Source organism: Methylophaga sp. SB9B (assembly GCF_004832235.1).
In the GTDB taxonomy this organism is placed as follows: domain Bacteria; phylum Pseudomonadota; class Gammaproteobacteria; order Nitrosococcales; family Methylophagaceae; genus Methylophaga; species Methylophaga muralis.
Genome location: NZ_SSXS01000015.1, coordinates 43,262 through 58,922 on the forward strand (window position 1 = coordinate 43,262; position 15,661 = coordinate 58,922).

12 protein-coding genes are annotated in these 15,661 nt (G+C 45.1%); 4 read left to right on the forward strand and 8 right to left on the reverse strand.

Annotated features, from left to right (window positions below; genetic code table 11):
* Positions 1-10 precede the first annotated feature (10 nt).
* Positions 11-1,762 (reverse strand): PQQ-binding-like beta-propeller repeat protein, encoded by a 1,752-nt coding sequence (locus E8Q33_RS14130; protein ID WP_136555531.1) that lies wholly within the window; start codon positions 1,760-1,762, stop codon positions 11-13.
* Between the two features lie 176 nt (positions 1,763-1,938).
* On the opposite strand from E8Q33_RS14130, the gene E8Q33_RS14135 reads away from it, so the two are divergent.
* The gene (locus E8Q33_RS14135; protein WP_136555533.1) at positions 1,939-2,937 is read left to right on the forward strand and encodes a cytochrome-c peroxidase; all 999 of its coding nucleotides are present in this window, start codon (positions 1,939-1,941) and stop codon (positions 2,935-2,937) included.
* 49 nt (positions 2,938-2,986) lie between these two features.
* On the opposite strand, the gene E8Q33_RS14140 is transcribed toward E8Q33_RS14135, so the two are convergent.
* Positions 2,987-3,589, reverse strand: coding sequence for a cysteine hydrolase family protein (locus tag E8Q33_RS14140; RefSeq protein ID WP_136555535.1), 603 nt, complete (start codon positions 3,587-3,589; stop codon positions 2,987-2,989).
* Between the two features lie 69 nt (positions 3,590-3,658).
* Positions 3,659-4,657, reverse strand: coding sequence for a catalase family peroxidase (locus E8Q33_RS14145; protein WP_136555537.1), 999 nt, complete (start codon positions 4,655-4,657; stop codon positions 3,659-3,661).
* 259 nt (positions 4,658-4,916) lie between these two features.
* Here E8Q33_RS14145 and E8Q33_RS14150 point away from each other — a divergent pair, with 259 nt between their 5' ends.
* From E8Q33_RS14150 to E8Q33_RS14160, 3 genes are read left to right on the forward strand one after another with little or no spacing between them, the layout of a single operon-like run.
* Positions 4,917-5,447 carry a TetR/AcrR family transcriptional regulator gene (locus E8Q33_RS14150; RefSeq protein WP_256369470.1) on the forward strand — a complete coding sequence of 177 codons (531 nt, stop codon included), beginning with the start codon at positions 4,917-4,919 and terminating at the stop codon, positions 5,445-5,447.
* A gap of 38 nt (positions 5,448-5,485) precedes the next feature.
* Positions 5,486-6,484 (forward strand): zinc-dependent alcohol dehydrogenase family protein, encoded by a 999-nt coding sequence (locus E8Q33_RS14155; RefSeq protein WP_136555539.1) that lies wholly within the window; start codon positions 5,486-5,488, stop codon positions 6,482-6,484.
* 27 nt (positions 6,485-6,511) lie between these two features.
* Entirely contained in the window at positions 6,512-8,446 is a 1,935-nt protein-coding gene (locus E8Q33_RS14160) for a PQQ-dependent sugar dehydrogenase (RefSeq protein ID WP_136555541.1), read from the forward strand.
* Between the two features lie 101 nt (positions 8,447-8,547).
* Here the strand turns inward: E8Q33_RS14160 and E8Q33_RS14165 are convergent, their stop codons facing one another.
* The 5 genes from E8Q33_RS14165 to E8Q33_RS14185 all read right to left on the reverse strand — a co-directional run bounded on the left by E8Q33_RS14165 (position 8,548) and on the right by E8Q33_RS14185 (position 15,657).
* Positions 8,548-10,260, reverse strand: coding sequence for a bifunctional protein-serine/threonine kinase/phosphatase (locus E8Q33_RS14165; RefSeq protein WP_136555543.1), 1,713 nt, complete (start codon positions 10,258-10,260; stop codon positions 8,548-8,550).
* Positions 10,261-10,276: 16 nt separating this feature from the next.
* Positions 10,277-11,743, reverse strand: a complete 1,467-nt coding sequence (locus tag E8Q33_RS14170) for a NarK family nitrate/nitrite MFS transporter (RefSeq protein WP_136555545.1) — start codon at positions 11,741-11,743, stop codon at positions 10,277-10,279.
* Between the two features lie 165 nt (positions 11,744-11,908).
* Complete coding sequence (locus E8Q33_RS14175; protein WP_136555547.1) at positions 11,909-13,258, reverse strand: diguanylate cyclase domain-containing protein; 1,350 nt, start codon at positions 13,256-13,258, stop codon at positions 11,909-11,911.
* 197 nt (positions 13,259-13,455) lie between these two features.
* The gene (locus tag E8Q33_RS14180; protein WP_247870125.1) at positions 13,456-14,733 is read right to left on the reverse strand and encodes an EAL domain-containing protein; all 1,278 of its coding nucleotides are present in this window, start codon (positions 14,731-14,733) and stop codon (positions 13,456-13,458) included.
* 132 nt (positions 14,734-14,865) lie between these two features.
* Entirely contained in the window at positions 14,866-15,657 is a 792-nt protein-coding gene (locus tag E8Q33_RS14185) for an ABC transporter ATP-binding protein (RefSeq protein ID WP_136555549.1), read from the reverse strand.
* Positions 15,658-15,661: the final 4 nt, after the last annotated feature.

Here is a 15,661-nt window from a genome sequence, read left to right on the forward strand (position 1 = left end):
ACACCAACTTCTAAGGTAACCGCCAGACTTTAATTTTCTGCCCGGTTTTAAAACCAAACAAGCGATTGCCGCCCACTGCCACTGCAATATATTGTTTGCCATCAATTCGATAAGTTATGGGCGGCGCATTAACGCCAGCATCAGTTTTACCACTCCAGCGTTTTTCGCCAGAATCGGCATCAAAAGCCATCAACTCGCCACTGCCCTCTCCAGTAAACACCAATCCACTGGCGGTACTTAACACGCCCCCGATCAACGGGTTTTCAGTTTTCACTTGCCAGACAATCTTGCCACTATCCAAATCAATTGCCGTCAACAATCCATGTTTTTCAGGGGTATTGATAGGCGACATCGAAGAATAGCGTACGGCGTCCTTACCTTCACTTGCGGCCTGCTGATGTAATTTATACTCCACCGGCCAATGGATGCCAGGAATAAACACCAAGCGACGCCGAGCATCTACTGATACCGGAGACCAATTGGCTCCTCCCATAACACCGGGGTAAATGATCGTGCCCTCAGCGCTTGGCAGCGAGAACATATTTTTTTGGGGAACGAATGCTTCACTTTTATACAAAAAATTGCCATTACGCCGATCATGCACATAAAACCAGCCGGTTTTACCCGCCTGACCAATTGCTGGAACCGGCTGACCTCTGATCGTTATATCAAATAATACTGGCGGACTGGCAACATCATATCCCCACAGATCGTGTGGCACTTGTTGATAATGCCAGCGATAATCACCACTACTGGCATCAAGGGCCAGTAAAGAACTGCTGTAAAGATTATCGCCAGGACGTGACGATCCTTCCATTTGAGGTGAGGGGTTACCCGTGCCGAAATGCAATATGCCAGTATAGGGATCAATAACCGGCGTACTCCAGGCAGAAGCACCGCCATAGCGCCAGGCATCGGCATTTTCTTGCAATGCGGCTTTTTCATTAGTGATATTACGAGGTAATTCAACCCCATCAGCCGTTTTGGTAACGAAGTTGCCCTCCCAGTTTTCCGACTTGATTGTGTCAAACTGCCACTTCTGTTCACCAGTGTGAATATCGTAGCCCGCCATAAACCCGCGACGTCCATATTTTCCGGCAATACCGACAACGGTTCCCAGAGGCGAGTCAGAATCGACTGCATCCAAATGCAATCCATAACCTACACCAGTGATGCCAATGATGACCGTATCCTGATAAATCATCGGCGCCATATTAATACCGGCACCAGAAGTGCCAGACACACTGCCCAGCTCAGTATCCTCAAGTTTGCTGGCATCTTCGCTGATGCCGGTGTTCTCACCAATAACACGATGGTCCCAACGTTTTTTGCCGGTTTTGGCATCCAATGCAATCAGTCGGGCATCAATAGTGCCGGTAAAAACCATGCCATTGGACACAGCAACACCACGATTGGCCGATCCACAGCAAATCGGATAATCCTTGTCCAAATCATGCTGATAACGCCATAACTGTTTGCCCGTCGCGGCATCCAAGGCAATGACGTCATTAAACGGCAAAGAAACATACATCACGCCATCCTGTACCACCGGCGTAGCTTGAAAAGTGTCATTAACACCGGTATCAAACTCCCATGCTTCGACCAGACCGGTCACATTACTTTTATTGATTTGTGTCAGTTTACTGTGTCGCTGGTGCAAGTTATCACCACCATAAACGGGCCAGTCGTTTTCTGCTGCTGAAAGTGGCAGCGATATCACTGTCAACAAGCCGCTTAACCAGATGAAGTCTTTTACTCGCATTGTTTTCTCTCTCTAATTATTATTTAGTCATGATAACAATTAATCCCCGCTGGATAGCGCTTATCATGCTGATTGGATCTATTGATCCAGATCAATTACCTGCCTGTTAACCCCACTGCAAATAATTACTCCGCTTACACTCAAATTCACGACAACTGAATAAATTGAGGTGGGCAATGTATAAAACACTCTTATTGGGTCTGGTTACCCTTATGAATGTTTCACCTGTCATGGCTAATCGCCTGGCAAATGAACCGATTAAGCCTATTCAGCCTTTTATTATCACCGAACCGGATAAAGTTGAACTCGGGAAAAAACTCTTTTTCGATCCCCGGCTATCTCGTTCCGGTTTTATCTCCTGTAACTCATGCCATAATCTGAGTATGGGCGGCAGTGACAATCTGCCGACATCGATAGGTCATAACTGGCAACAAGGCCCTATCAATTCGCCCACCGTGTTGAATTCCAGCATGAATCTGGCGCAATTCTGGGATGGTCGTGCCGCCGATTTACAGGAACAGGCTGCCGGTCCAATTGCCAATCCAATGGAAATGGCTTTCAGCCACTCTTTAGCCATCGATGTTCTACGTTCGATTCCTCAATATGTTGCTGAGTTCAATAAAATTTATGGCAGCGATGACATTACACTGGATCAAGTCACCAACGCTATTGCTGTGTTTGAAGAAACATTGGTTACGCCGAATTCACGTTTCGATTTATGGCTTAACGGTAATGACAACGCTTTAACCGATACGGAAATTGCCGGTTATCAAAAGTTCAAACAAATCGGTTGTGTAGCCTGTCATAACGGCGAAGCAGTTGGTGGTAGCTCGTTTCAAAGAATGGGTATTATGGAGCCCTACCAAACAGATAACCCTGCCGAAGGGCGTATTGCCGTGACCGGTAAAGATGCCGACCGCTTTTCCTTTAAAGTACCGACCTTACGTAATGTTGAATTGACCTATCCGTATTTCCACGACGGTGCGTATTGGAAACTGGAAGATGCCGTGGATGTAATGGCCAGATTGCAATTGGGCCAGCAACTTGAAGAGCAGGACATCAAAAATATCACTGCATTTTTGAAAACGCTGACTGGTGACCAACCGCAATTTGCTATACCGCAACTACCACCATCAACGCCTAATACGCCAATTCCTGTTCCCTTCGAAAACTAATCGTGTCAAAAAAACGGAGATGAAAATCATCACCGGGCTTTTTTATGGGCTAGTCAGGTAAATCTGCCACACGATCGACTACTGCAGCATATAAATCTCTGGTCGAAGCAATGGCCGCATCCTGAACCTGTTCTGCCGGGACCAGTTTGCCATGAGCAGCTTCAAGCGGACGAGTCGCTGTAGCACTGGCGACCACAGTCGGTTTATATCCCAAATTAAATCCGCCATGTGCTGTGGAGTTCACACACATATGCGTCATAAATCCCGCTAACACGATGTTCTCAATTTTCAGCGATTTCAGTCGTTCGTCCAGCTCTGTTTGAATAAATGAATTGGGAAAGTTTTTAGTGATTACATACTCCCCATCCTGCGGCGCTACTTCACTGGAGATTTGGCCGATATCTGAGGTTAAATCATACGGTGAGCCAGGGCCACCATCATGCTGAATATGAAAGATAGGAATATTGGCAGCCCTTGCCCGTTTGAGTAAGGCTTTCGCTTCAACAATCGCTTCTTCTACGCCACTGAGCTGCATAACGCCTCTGCGATAGGTATTTTGACAATCAATCAAAATCAAAGCCGAATCACTCAAATTAGCTGGTTGGTGACCGAGACCGACAATCTCTCTTAATGTTTGTGATGCTTGTGCCATAACAATCCTCATTGAATGTTCATACTAGGTAGTAATGTGCTGTTTTATTGAACTAGATTTTGATCTGAATTAATCCATACGATGTTGAAAACTGACCGCATAAGCCCCCGGTCTAGCTAATAGAATCGGATCCGCTGAAGGCTCTATTCCTTCTGGTAAAGCCAGTGGATTAAACATAGTGGCTTTTTCATACTCTGCAGCATCTGCTTTCGCCGCATAAAGAACAATCCTACCTAACTCAACTATTAGACGATCCTCTGGCCAAATAATGGTCGCATCATTCACCTCATCACCTGGCTCTGCAACTTGTACGGCTAAACGAAATTCCGCTGGTTGCTGCGGTAATCTTTCACGAATTTCATTCATCAAATAGTTTTCATTTTGTATTTCCGCATCGGCTTTTTCCAATGTTTTAACACCGTCTAAAGGAGTCACAATATAACGACCATAAACCGATTCACCATCTGCATTAGTGAATTTAAACGCATTAATACCGTGATATGACAAATTGGCAAAACTGGCTGGAAATGGTTTCGGGTATTCGACAAAGTGTTTGGCCTTAGGGTTGTCAGCTAAAAATTGTTGGATAGGTTTGGTTTCAGCTTCTGACGTGGCAGAGTCTCTGACTGCTGTGAGCATTTCTAAAAACGCTTCTGGAGTTGCCACCGGAAAACGCGGTACCGAACTCAATACCATATCGGTATATTCCTCGTCGCCCAGATCAATACGCATCGCCATGCCTTTAGCCAATCCTCTGGGATCGTTGTCCGCTATGTCGGGAAACCCGGTTGCATTGGAAAAACGTACTACTATCGGAGAGGACTGCTGTTGCAAATGAGCAGCAGAAGTAATCTGTCGTGCCGAATCAGCAGGATGAAACTCGCCGGTTAGCACCACCCCTTTTGTATGATTAGAACGCAATCCCTCTCTTGGCCCTTTGAATAGATCGTGTTGCACATCAACAATCTTTTCAACCGTCGATTTTTCTCTTTCTTCAGCTAAAACCGGATTTATGCTGAAACCTAACAACAATGCCAGTGGCAAATACTTCAATGTTTTAGTAGCCATTAATGCTCTCCTTTTTATGAATTCACAGTCTGCTCTGGACATGAAAATTTATATTAAACCTTTATGAGCCTTCTGCATGAACTAAGTTCATGCTGATTTAAACACTGCAGCAAAAATTCAGCTGTATTGATTTGGGGTATTTGGCCAAGATTTGCATTTACTAGACGACTGGTCTATTGTTGTAACAAATTTACTAGACGACCGGTCTAATATGACAAAAAATGAAACCAGACAATTATTGATTCAAGTAGGCACCTAGGTGATTGGCAGTCATGGGTTCAATCCCACAGGATTAAATACCGTGCTGAAGACCGCTGATGTACCTAAGGGATCTTTTTATTATTACTTTGCGAGTAAAGAAGATTTTGGCTTGGCCATCATTGATGAATTCGCTATTGATTATGCCGATAAGATTGCATTTTTCTTGACCAATGAAAGTAGCAGCCCGTTACAACGGATTCGTGACTATCTTGAGAACGGACTTGCCACCATCCGTGACAATCAATGTAAACGTGGTTGTTTAATAGGTACATTGGGTCAAGAGCTATCCAGCCAGAATGAAACCTTTAGAGTCCGATTGGATCAGGTTTTTGAGGGTTGGAAACAGCAATTCAGCCATTGCCTGCAACACGCTATTGAATGTGGCGAATTACCAACAACTACCGATACGGAACAGCTTGCTGAGTTTCTGTTATCGGGATGGCAAGGTGCCATTTTGCGAGCAAAAATGCATTCCAGTATCACCCCCCTTCAGGCCTTTATCGATATTGTTTTAAAAACGTATTGTTAGTCCGCTAAATCTTATTCTCAAATTTCCGGAGGTGCTTTATGAGCAAAGTCGCTCGTTTCCATCAAACAGGTGGACCAGAAGTAATTCAATTGGACGACATGGAATTGACTGCGCCCAAAGCAGATGAAGTTCTTATCAACATCAATACCATTGGCCTTAATCGTGCCGAAGTCATGTTCCGCAGCGGACAATATCTGGAAACACCAGAACTCCCTGCCCGTTTGGGTTATGAGGCATCGGGCATCATTGAACAGCTTGGTTCCAATGTCAGCCAGTTCAACATCGGCGACAAAGTAAACGTCATCCCAGCATTTTCAATGAATCAATACGGCACCTATGCTGAAAAAGCCGTTCTGCCGGTTCATGCCATCGTTAAACAACCCGCTAATGTTTCTGATATCGAAGCCGCAGCAATCTGGATGCAATATCTCACAGCATGGGGGGCCTTAGTTGATATCGGCCAGCTATCCGCCGGACAAACTCTGTTGATTCCTGCTGCATCGAGCAGCGTCGGTCTTGCCGCGATTCAGATCGCCAATCAGGTTGGTGCTATCCCAGTTGCCATTACCCGAACCCCAGCTAAAAAAGCCCTGTTAGAACAATATGGTGCAAAACATGTCATTGTCAGTGAAACCGATAAAATAACTGAACAAGTTCAGCTTATAACAAATGGTAAAGGCGCAGATATGGTATTTGATCCAGTCGCCGGACCAGCCATAAATGAATTAGCAGATGCTTGCGGCCGCTTTGCACAACTGTTTATCTATGGTGTACTGGATACAGAAGCTACGCCTTTTCCGTTACTCGCCGCATTAAGCAAAGGCCTGACGGTACGTGGTTATACACTGTTTGAATTCACACAAGATGCCCAACGCCTGCACAGAGGCATCGACTTTATTAATACTGGTCTTGCATCAGGACATCTGAAACCAGTCATCGCTAAAACCTTTACGCTGGATAACATTGTTGCTGCTCATCAGTATATGGAATCCAATCAACAAATCGGCAAAATCGTTGTTACCACGAATAACGCCTAATCGTTTACCTCAATGGAGAACGCCACTATGAAGTTCACTCTCAAGACTCTCAGTACTTTAACGCTCGCCTCGTTAGGCTTAATCAGCACCGCCAGTTTTGCCGGTGCAGCCGATGTCGAAAAAAACCTGCATAAACTCAATGTGCCTGATGGCTTTAAAGTTGAAGTTTATGCGGAAGTGCCGGGGGCTCGCCAAATGGCTCTCGGACAATCCACCGGCACCGTATTTGTCGGCACTCGTGGCTCTAAAGTCTATGCTGTAGTTGATCGCAATAAAGATCGCAAAGCCAACGAAGTGGTCACCATTCTTGATGATCTAAAAGTCGGTAATGGTGTCGCCATGTATCAGGGCAATTTATATGTGGCAGAGCAGAACCGCATTGCACGTTATGCCGCACCCGGTTTTGATCTGACTTTGCCTTTCAAAGAAATGCGCGAAGTGATTTATGAAGATCTGCCAGACAAAGCCCATCATGGCTGGCGTTATATTGATTTCGGACCAGATGGCAAACTCTATGTCACCGTCGGTGCGCCTTGTAATATCTGCGATGTGGAAGGCATGGAAGCAACCATTATTCGGATGAACCCGGATGGCAGCGAAGCAGAAGTTTATGCCGAAGGCATTCGTAACTCTGTCGGTATGGACTTCCAACCTGAAACCGGCGTGCTGTATTTCACCGATAACGGTGGCGATATGCTGGGAGATGATATTCCACCTGAAGAGTTAAATGCTGCACCTGAAAAAGGCCTGCATTTTGGTTTTCCGTATTACGTCGGTGGTGATACCCAGCATGATGACTGGAAAGACAAAACGCCACCCAAAGACGTTACGTTTCCGGTTGCAGAATTTCAGGCACACACTGCTGGGCTAGGAATGAAGTTTTATACAGGCAATATGTTCCCAGAAGACTTTAAAGGTGATGTGATTATTGCTCAGCACGGTTCATGGAACCGCACAGAACCGGTGGGCTATCAATTAATGCGTGTGACGTTTGACGACAATAATGAAGTCAGTGGCCAGGAAACCTTTATTGACGGTTGGTTACAAGATGGCGAAGCCTGGGGTCGTCCGACTGACATATTGCAACTGCCTGATGGTTCAGTGCTGGTCTCAGATGATTTTAATGGCGTGATTTACCGGGTTAGTTATGGTGAAGAAGCTGCTACAAGCAAAACTGCAACGCATTCAACCAAAACAATTGAAGGTCTGGTCATGCCAGAATCAGCCATTGCCCATCCAGATGGTCGGGTGTTTGTCACGGAGATTGGCGAATTTGGAAAACAAGGTGATGGCAAAGTCACTGTTGTGAACACGGACGGCAGCACTGAAACGCTGGTCGATGGCCTTAATGATCCCAAAGGCATCGATATGTTTGACAACACATTGTATGTTGCAGATGTTGATCAATTACTGAAAATCAGCCTGGATGGTCAGAGCGAAGTGATAGTTAAAGCTGATGGTTTCCCCGGCAAACCGGTGTTCCTCAATGACGTTGAAATCGACGGTCATGGCAATATCTATGTATCCGACAGTGGTGATGATGACGGCAAACATGCCGGTATTTATCTGATCACTGCCGAAGGCAAAGTCAGCGAAATCATCAATGCTAAATCTGGCATTAAACGTCCTAATGGTCTGCTGATGGATGGTTATAACAAAATGCTGGTAGCCGATTTTGGCACCGGTGATTTGTTTCAGCTGGATATTGCTGCTGCCAAAGCCACCAAAGTGAACAGTGGATTTGGTGGTGCAGATGGTCTGGTCCGGGATACTGATGGTTTCCTCTATATCAGTGATTGGGCAAATGGCAAGGTTTGGCAATTAAATGAGCCCAAAGCTACACCACAACTTATCACTGACGAATATGAATCTGCAGCCGATATCGCCTTATCAGCAGATGGCAAACATATTCTGATGCCCGATATGAAAGCTGGAAAATTGTATTTCCTGCCGATTAAGTAAATTTAATCAAAGCAATCAAAAAGCGGGATTATTCCCGGCTTTTTTGTATCTCGGCTGATAAAGGTTGGGCAGCTTGAATTCCAGCTTTAAGGCTGATTTGATTAGCCCACTAAAAGATAAAGCAATATCAGATTAAACAGCACACTTAAAATAGTGAGCGTTTGCCAGAACCTCAGCGGATGACGTTCAATCAACGGGACATATTCATCTTGTAAAAATGCTGGGTTGGGTTTTGTCAGGTCTGTTTGCAGCTCGGATAAAACTTCATAACGACGCTGCGGATTAAGCTGAACGGATTTTTGAATGGCTTTATCCACCCATACCGGGATATCTGCTTGCAATTGGGTTAATGATTGATAATTCAGTCGACTTAAGTGTTGTCGATTGATGGCTTTTTCAAAATGTTTTCCATACGGCAATTGGCCACTGAGCAGGTTATAAATAATTGAACCTAAGGCAAACTGATCGGCTTGCACCCCTGCCTGTTCGCCCAATAGATATTCTGGCGCGGTATATTCTCTGGTGCCGAGTAATGTTTTGCGTTCTATCGGCGAGATGACATCAGCAATACCGGCGATGCGGGTAGAACCAAAATCAATAATTTTCACCACGCCTTCATCACTGAGCATGATATTGCCGGGCTTAAGATCCTGATGCAGCATATCCAGCCGATGAAAGGCTCTTAATCCAGAGATAAGTTGTGGCACAATCTGCCGGACCTCACTCAAGCTCAACGGACCTTCATCATCCAGTTTCTGTTGCAGGGTTTTACCTGCCACATATTCCATCACGTAATAAAGAAATCGCCGTGGACGCTGCTGCTCAACAATACGAACCACATGGGCATTATCAATTCGTCGACCAATCCACTCTTCAAGCTGGAAGCGTTCCAAGTAAGCCGGATCATCTTCAAAATTCACTGATGGGGTTTTTAACACCACTTTTTGCTTGGTTTCGGTATCAATCGCCAGATACAGCTGACTGGTGGAGCTGGCATGTAACTCACGTAATACCCGATAACCATCGAGGATCACACCTTCATAGAGCTCCGGAGGAAATGGTAACGCCGTCAGCCGTGCATAAACCTCATCCACTTTAGGCTCTGCCAACTCGTCTATTGAAAACAGCTGACAACTGACATTGTCATGACTGCCGTTCTGCAATGCCAATTCGCATAATACTTTGGCAGATTGCTCAAGCTCTTGCTGCTGAGTTAACTGTTGTTTGATGACGCTATCGGCAACAAACTCGTAAACACCGTCGGTCATCAATATAAAAACATCGCCCCGCTCAACGCTGAGGTTTTTGTAATCGATTTCCAGAGCGTAATCAACTCCTAGCGCCCGACCCAGATACTCTTTTCCTTCATCGAGTTTAATACGGTGATCTTGAGTCAGTTGCTCCAGCGAATTATTGCGAAACAGATAGATACGGGCATCGCCAACATGAAACAGATGGGCTGTAACTGATTTGATAATGACTGCCGAAAAGGTGGTAGCAAAGCCCCGCGACATTTCTCGAAACTGATGACTTTGCCCACACAGCCAGATATTAATCGCCGTTAAGACTTTGCCACCGGATTGTTTGACTGACCAGGTATCTGGCGTGCTGAAATAATCCGCTGTAAACCCCTTGATGGCGGCATGACTGGCTTCGCGAGCCTGCTCGCTGCTGCTGATACCATCAGCAATCGCGCAGATGGCACCTTTACTCTCCAGCAGCAAGCTATTCTCCGGGGCATAAAAACCAATCGCATCCTGATTTTCGGCTTTTACACCCGCATGAGAATATTGTCCGCAACGGACTTTCAGCATGGTCCTTATCCCGTTATCAATGCACGTCGATCATTTGCACGGTACCATCCGGCAACACTTCTGCCATCTGGCCGCGAGGCTCATCCATAAACTGCACAATAACCAAGGTCACTAACGCTGTTGCAGCAATCACCCAGAAAAACAATTGAGCCGACACGACTGAAAGTACCGTCAAAAACAACAAGGCTCCGACATTACCATAAGCACCCGCCATTCCGGCAATTTGTCCGGTCAAACGACGTTGCACTAATGGTACGACTGCAAACACAGCACCCTCACCTGCCTGCACAAAAAACGAACAGCACATGGTTGCCAATACGGCTAAAACAATAAACCATTCTGGGGTGATTAAACCCATAACAAAATAGCCAACCGCCAGACCCGCCAGACAAATGGTCAACGTCAGTTTACGGCCCAATTTATCACTGAAATAACCACCCGTTGGTCGTGACACCAGATTCATAAAGGCAAATCCTGATGCCAGTAAACCGGCCTGCACTACGGTGATGTTGAATGTTTCACTGAAAAACAATGGCAACATCGACACCACCGCCAGCTCAGAACCAAAAGTCGCCAGATAGGCCATATTCAATACCGCGACCTGCTTGAACTTGTAACGATGAATCTCTGGAACCGGTGTATGGAAGATGGATTTGTTGGCCTGATAGATATGATAAAGCTGATACATAAACAATAAGACCAAGCCGCCATAAATCATCATCGTGACTGACTCGGAGAGCAAGGAAACACCATTGGGTGACAATTTCCACGCCAATAGTCCCAAAGCGCCATACATCGGAATGGTCATCAGGATTAACAATAAAAAATCACCTTTACTGGTCACTTCCATCGCGCCGGATTTTTTCGGTTTGAAATAAGTAGAGCCTTTAGGTGTATCGGAAACGCTGTTGTAGTAAATAAAGGCATAAACCAAAGCAATAAAGCCGGTTAGAGCCACTGCATAACGCCAGCCTTCATCACCACCAAACATTAATGCAATAGTTGGCAGACTCATCGCTGCCGCAGCTGAACCGAAATTACCCCAGCCACCGTAAATACCTTCTGCCAGACCGACTTGTTTGGCAGGAAACCATTCTGAAATCATCCGAATGCCGATAACAAACCCTGCACCAACAAAACCCAGTAAAAACCGTGCCAATGCCATTTGTTCGAAACTGTCTGCGATTGCAAAAAAGAAACACAACATACTGGATATGCCCAGCAGCATTGAGTACATAATTTTAGGACCGTATTTGTCCACCAACATGCCGACTACAATTCGGGCTGGAATGGTCAATGCGACATTGAGAATCAGAAGGGTTTTTATTTGCTGGTCGGTCAGGCCAAGGGTTTCTTTGATAGAAACCAATAAGGGTGCATGGTTAAACCAGACCACAAAACTGATAAAAAAGGCCATCCAGCTGAGATGTAAGATGCGGCTGTTACCGCTGAAGGATAAAAATTTTAAATTAGATGCAGACATGGAGTTCTCGCTTCAGAACATTTGACCAACATTGGTCAACGGCTTAAGCGGGAACTGTGCCAACTTATAAGTTATTGATTTAACTATTGTTGACCACTTTAAACAAGTATCTAATGCACTTATTTAAATCAAATTAGTGCTTAGCGCACCATGGCTGTGCATGGTTCAGGCGACAAATGCCACAGCATTTTTTCCGGATTGTTTCACCCGATACATCGCTTCATCGGCCGCTTTCAATAAAGCATCAATATCTTCACCATCATCTGGATAACGAGCTATACCAATGCTGGCACCCACCTGGCATGGGCAATTATCAATCAGTATTTTCTCAGATAAAGCGGCGATGATTTTATCGCCAACGTGCTGTAAGTGCTGGTTATGGGACACATCACTGAGAAGTAGCACAAACTCATCACCACCAATACGAAATACCGTATCTGACGCTCGCAGCCGTTGGCTGATTCGATTTGCCACTTCAATTAGCAACGCATCACCGACATGATGCCCGAACATATCATTCACTGATTTAAAGTCATCCAGATCAATAAACATCATGGCCAAAGAGCTGCTTTTACGTTGGGCCTGCAAAATAGCCTGCTCTGCCAACAAACTAAACTGTGCCCGATTAGGCAGGCCAGTCAAACTATCCTTATGCGCCATTTCAGTCAGCGCCAGTTCCAACTGTTTACGCTCAGTGATATCACGGATATCCGCACTGAGTTCAATGGTGCGACCATCTTCACTGCGATTAAGCTGCAGCAGCATTTCGGCATCAATCAATTCATTATCAGCCCTGACCAACTGCACTTCACAGCGGTTATAAGGCAATGGGCGAAACTTCTTGGCGAGCAGCAGTAAATGTGAAATACGCGAAGCCGATTCCTGACTAAACAATCGATGATAAGGCTGGCCCAAATAATACATTTCGTCGTGTTGAAGCAGTAATTTAACCGACGCACTCATAAAAGTAATACGACTGGTAGCCGAGTTGATACCGATAACAATATCCGAGCTTTTTTCCATCAATTTGCTGAAATACTGCTCACGTCGAATCAAACGATTGATGGCCATGCCAAACGACAACAGGATCAAAATAACGATAATTGTCTGCAACCCTCGCAACAGATAGGTCTGCCGTTTGGCCGACGCTTCGAGTTGATTGGTCAACTTATTCATTAAATAAAGCAGTTGCAGGTTATCTGCCACCATGGCGTCTACCAGCACATTTAACGCAGAATCGTTTAGCTGCATCTGTTGAATCGAACTATACAATGGCTCCCACAGCTCGATTGATTGCATCAATGTTCTTTGAATCACGGTTTCTTTGAGCTGTTTGACCTGAATCAGCTGGTCGTCCGCACTGAGTGTTTCACCACCCAAACTCATGGCTTTTAAGGTTTGATCAAACAATGACATAGCGTCCATCACTTCATGATAAGCCGCTTGTGTATCCATACCTTGTTGATGCTGATAATGCATCAGCAGCAAAGATTTGGTCATTTTCTGTGACAACATGCGTTGCCGGCGCAATATTGATATTGATAGATGAGGCTTCTAACTGGGCTGAAATACCGTAATTCATTGCCAGTAAAGTGATATCAAATATCACCACTAAACTGAGCGGCAACAAAAAATGCCGGTACTTTTTAACAACCTCGAACATGCTCCCCCTTGTCATGATCTTGCTCACTTATGGTGTGGGTGTTGGTGTATTAATCGTCCTGCCAATCCAGATCACAACAAAACACATACAACTTGTTATGCACCACTACCGTCTGGGAAACTGTAATGCACATTCTTGAGTCAGCGACTGAAAGATAAGGACGACTAACCTGCATTTCGCCGGGGTGTTCGATGGCACGAAAATGATAGTGTTTATGCGACCAATTGGCGTTATCACCGGATAGCAGCGGGGTAAATCGTGTGTCCATTTTTTGCTGATAATGCGGTGAATAAACATTACGCGCCATCTGAAAGCCGACTTCATCCAGCAGATAACAACGCACAGCGCGTTTTTCTATAAACAAAATATTGGTGCTGGTATCAAATGCATTGGTAATGGAGAACTCACTGACAGCTTGACGAAACAGCGATTCGATTTTTTTGAAATCCTGATTCATCTGGTGACTGTTTTTAAAACGCTGGCGTTGTTGAATTTTCAGCAGATGGTCAATGACTTCGGCGAATTTCAAGTTTTGGGTAATACGTGGTTGCGGCTTGGCAAAATAGAATCCCTGAACCATATCGGCATTTGCAGCAATGGCAACCAGGGCTTCACGCTCTGTTTCCACACCTTCAATAATGACCAGACTGCCCGCTTCATGGATCAATGACACGACCCCAGTCAAGATACGTTCGACCCGACTGGATGTCCCTGCTCCACGAATCATACTGCGATCAATTTTGACGATATCCGGTTCCAGTTCCCAAATACGATCAAAATTCGAGTGCCCTGCACCAAAATCATCAATGGCAATCAAACACCCTAAATCCCGAAAGTGGCGAATCAAATTACGGAGGTAGTGCCGGTCATCAATTTCACTTTCCAGAATTTCAATCACTACTCTATGTGGTGAAATACCGGTTTGTTCAAACAAGTTATTCATAAAGCCGGCATCAGGTCGTTCGGACACCAGACATTGTGAATTCAGATTTAAAAATAACCAGGCTTCACCATTTGGCTGGCGGGCAAAATTATGCATATGCAGACGGCGACACAAACGGTCCAAAGACAGGTTTTCAACACCAGTCTGTGGGATAGCCAGCAACTCCAAAGGTGAGTGCGAATGTTTTTGTGTATCAACGGCTCGAATCAACCCCTCATAGCCCACAGGTCGGCGATGCGAGATGCTGAAAATAGGCTGGAAATGACTACTTAATGTTAAATGATGATAATCAGCCGTGACATACAGACTGTTTTGATCAGCATCCTGCAATTGCTGCATAGGCATACCTTTAAATTCCGGTTGTGATACAACTGTGTTCAACATAAATGACTTCTAATATTATCGGTCAATGCACCAAGAAGTTTTGTTAAATATCAAACCCGCCCAACTAGTGAGCAGGTTTGATTCACATTTGCATCCATGCCTAAGCGTTAATAAGGTTTATTGTTTAACGCATCAGGCAGCTTTCCTGGCATGCCTTTGATGTAAAAATTTAATCACTTCCGAGCGATAGTGGTTGTAATCTGGGTTATCAGCTAATGCCAGACGTTGTCTTGGTCTAGACAGATCAACCTGCAGAATTTCGCCAATAGTCGCTGCCGGTCCGTTAGTCATCATCACAATCTTGTCTGACAGTAAAACCGCCTCATCCACATCATGGGTAATCATGATAACGGTATTGTTGAGATCAGCCTGAATTTCCATCAGAGAATCCTGCAAATGTGCCCGAGTTAATGCATCTAATGCACCAAATGGTTCATCCATTAACAATACTTTTGGCTCCATTGCCAATGCTCGTGCAATACCAATACGTTGCTTCATACCACCGGAAATCTCGGCCGGCAGTTTATCCTTGGCATGCGTCATATGCACTAACTCAAGGTTATGTAATGTCCAATCCCGAATTTGCTGACGATTACGCGTCTTGCCAAATACTGATTTCACCGCCAATTCGACATTTTGATAGCAAGTGAGCCACGGAAACAAGGCATGATTCTGGAACACGATAGCCCGATCTGGTCCCGGTTCATTAACTTCTTTACCCTGCAGAATAACGCCACCCTCGGTAGCCTGATAAAGCCCGCCAACAATATTCATCACGGTGGATTTACCGCAACCGGAATGGCCGATGATACTGACAAACTCTCCCTTATTGATTTGGATATTCACCTTATCCAAAGCACGAAACGGGCCATTTGCCGTAGGGAAATCAATGCTGACATGATCGATATTTAAATAACTTTCCATTTTC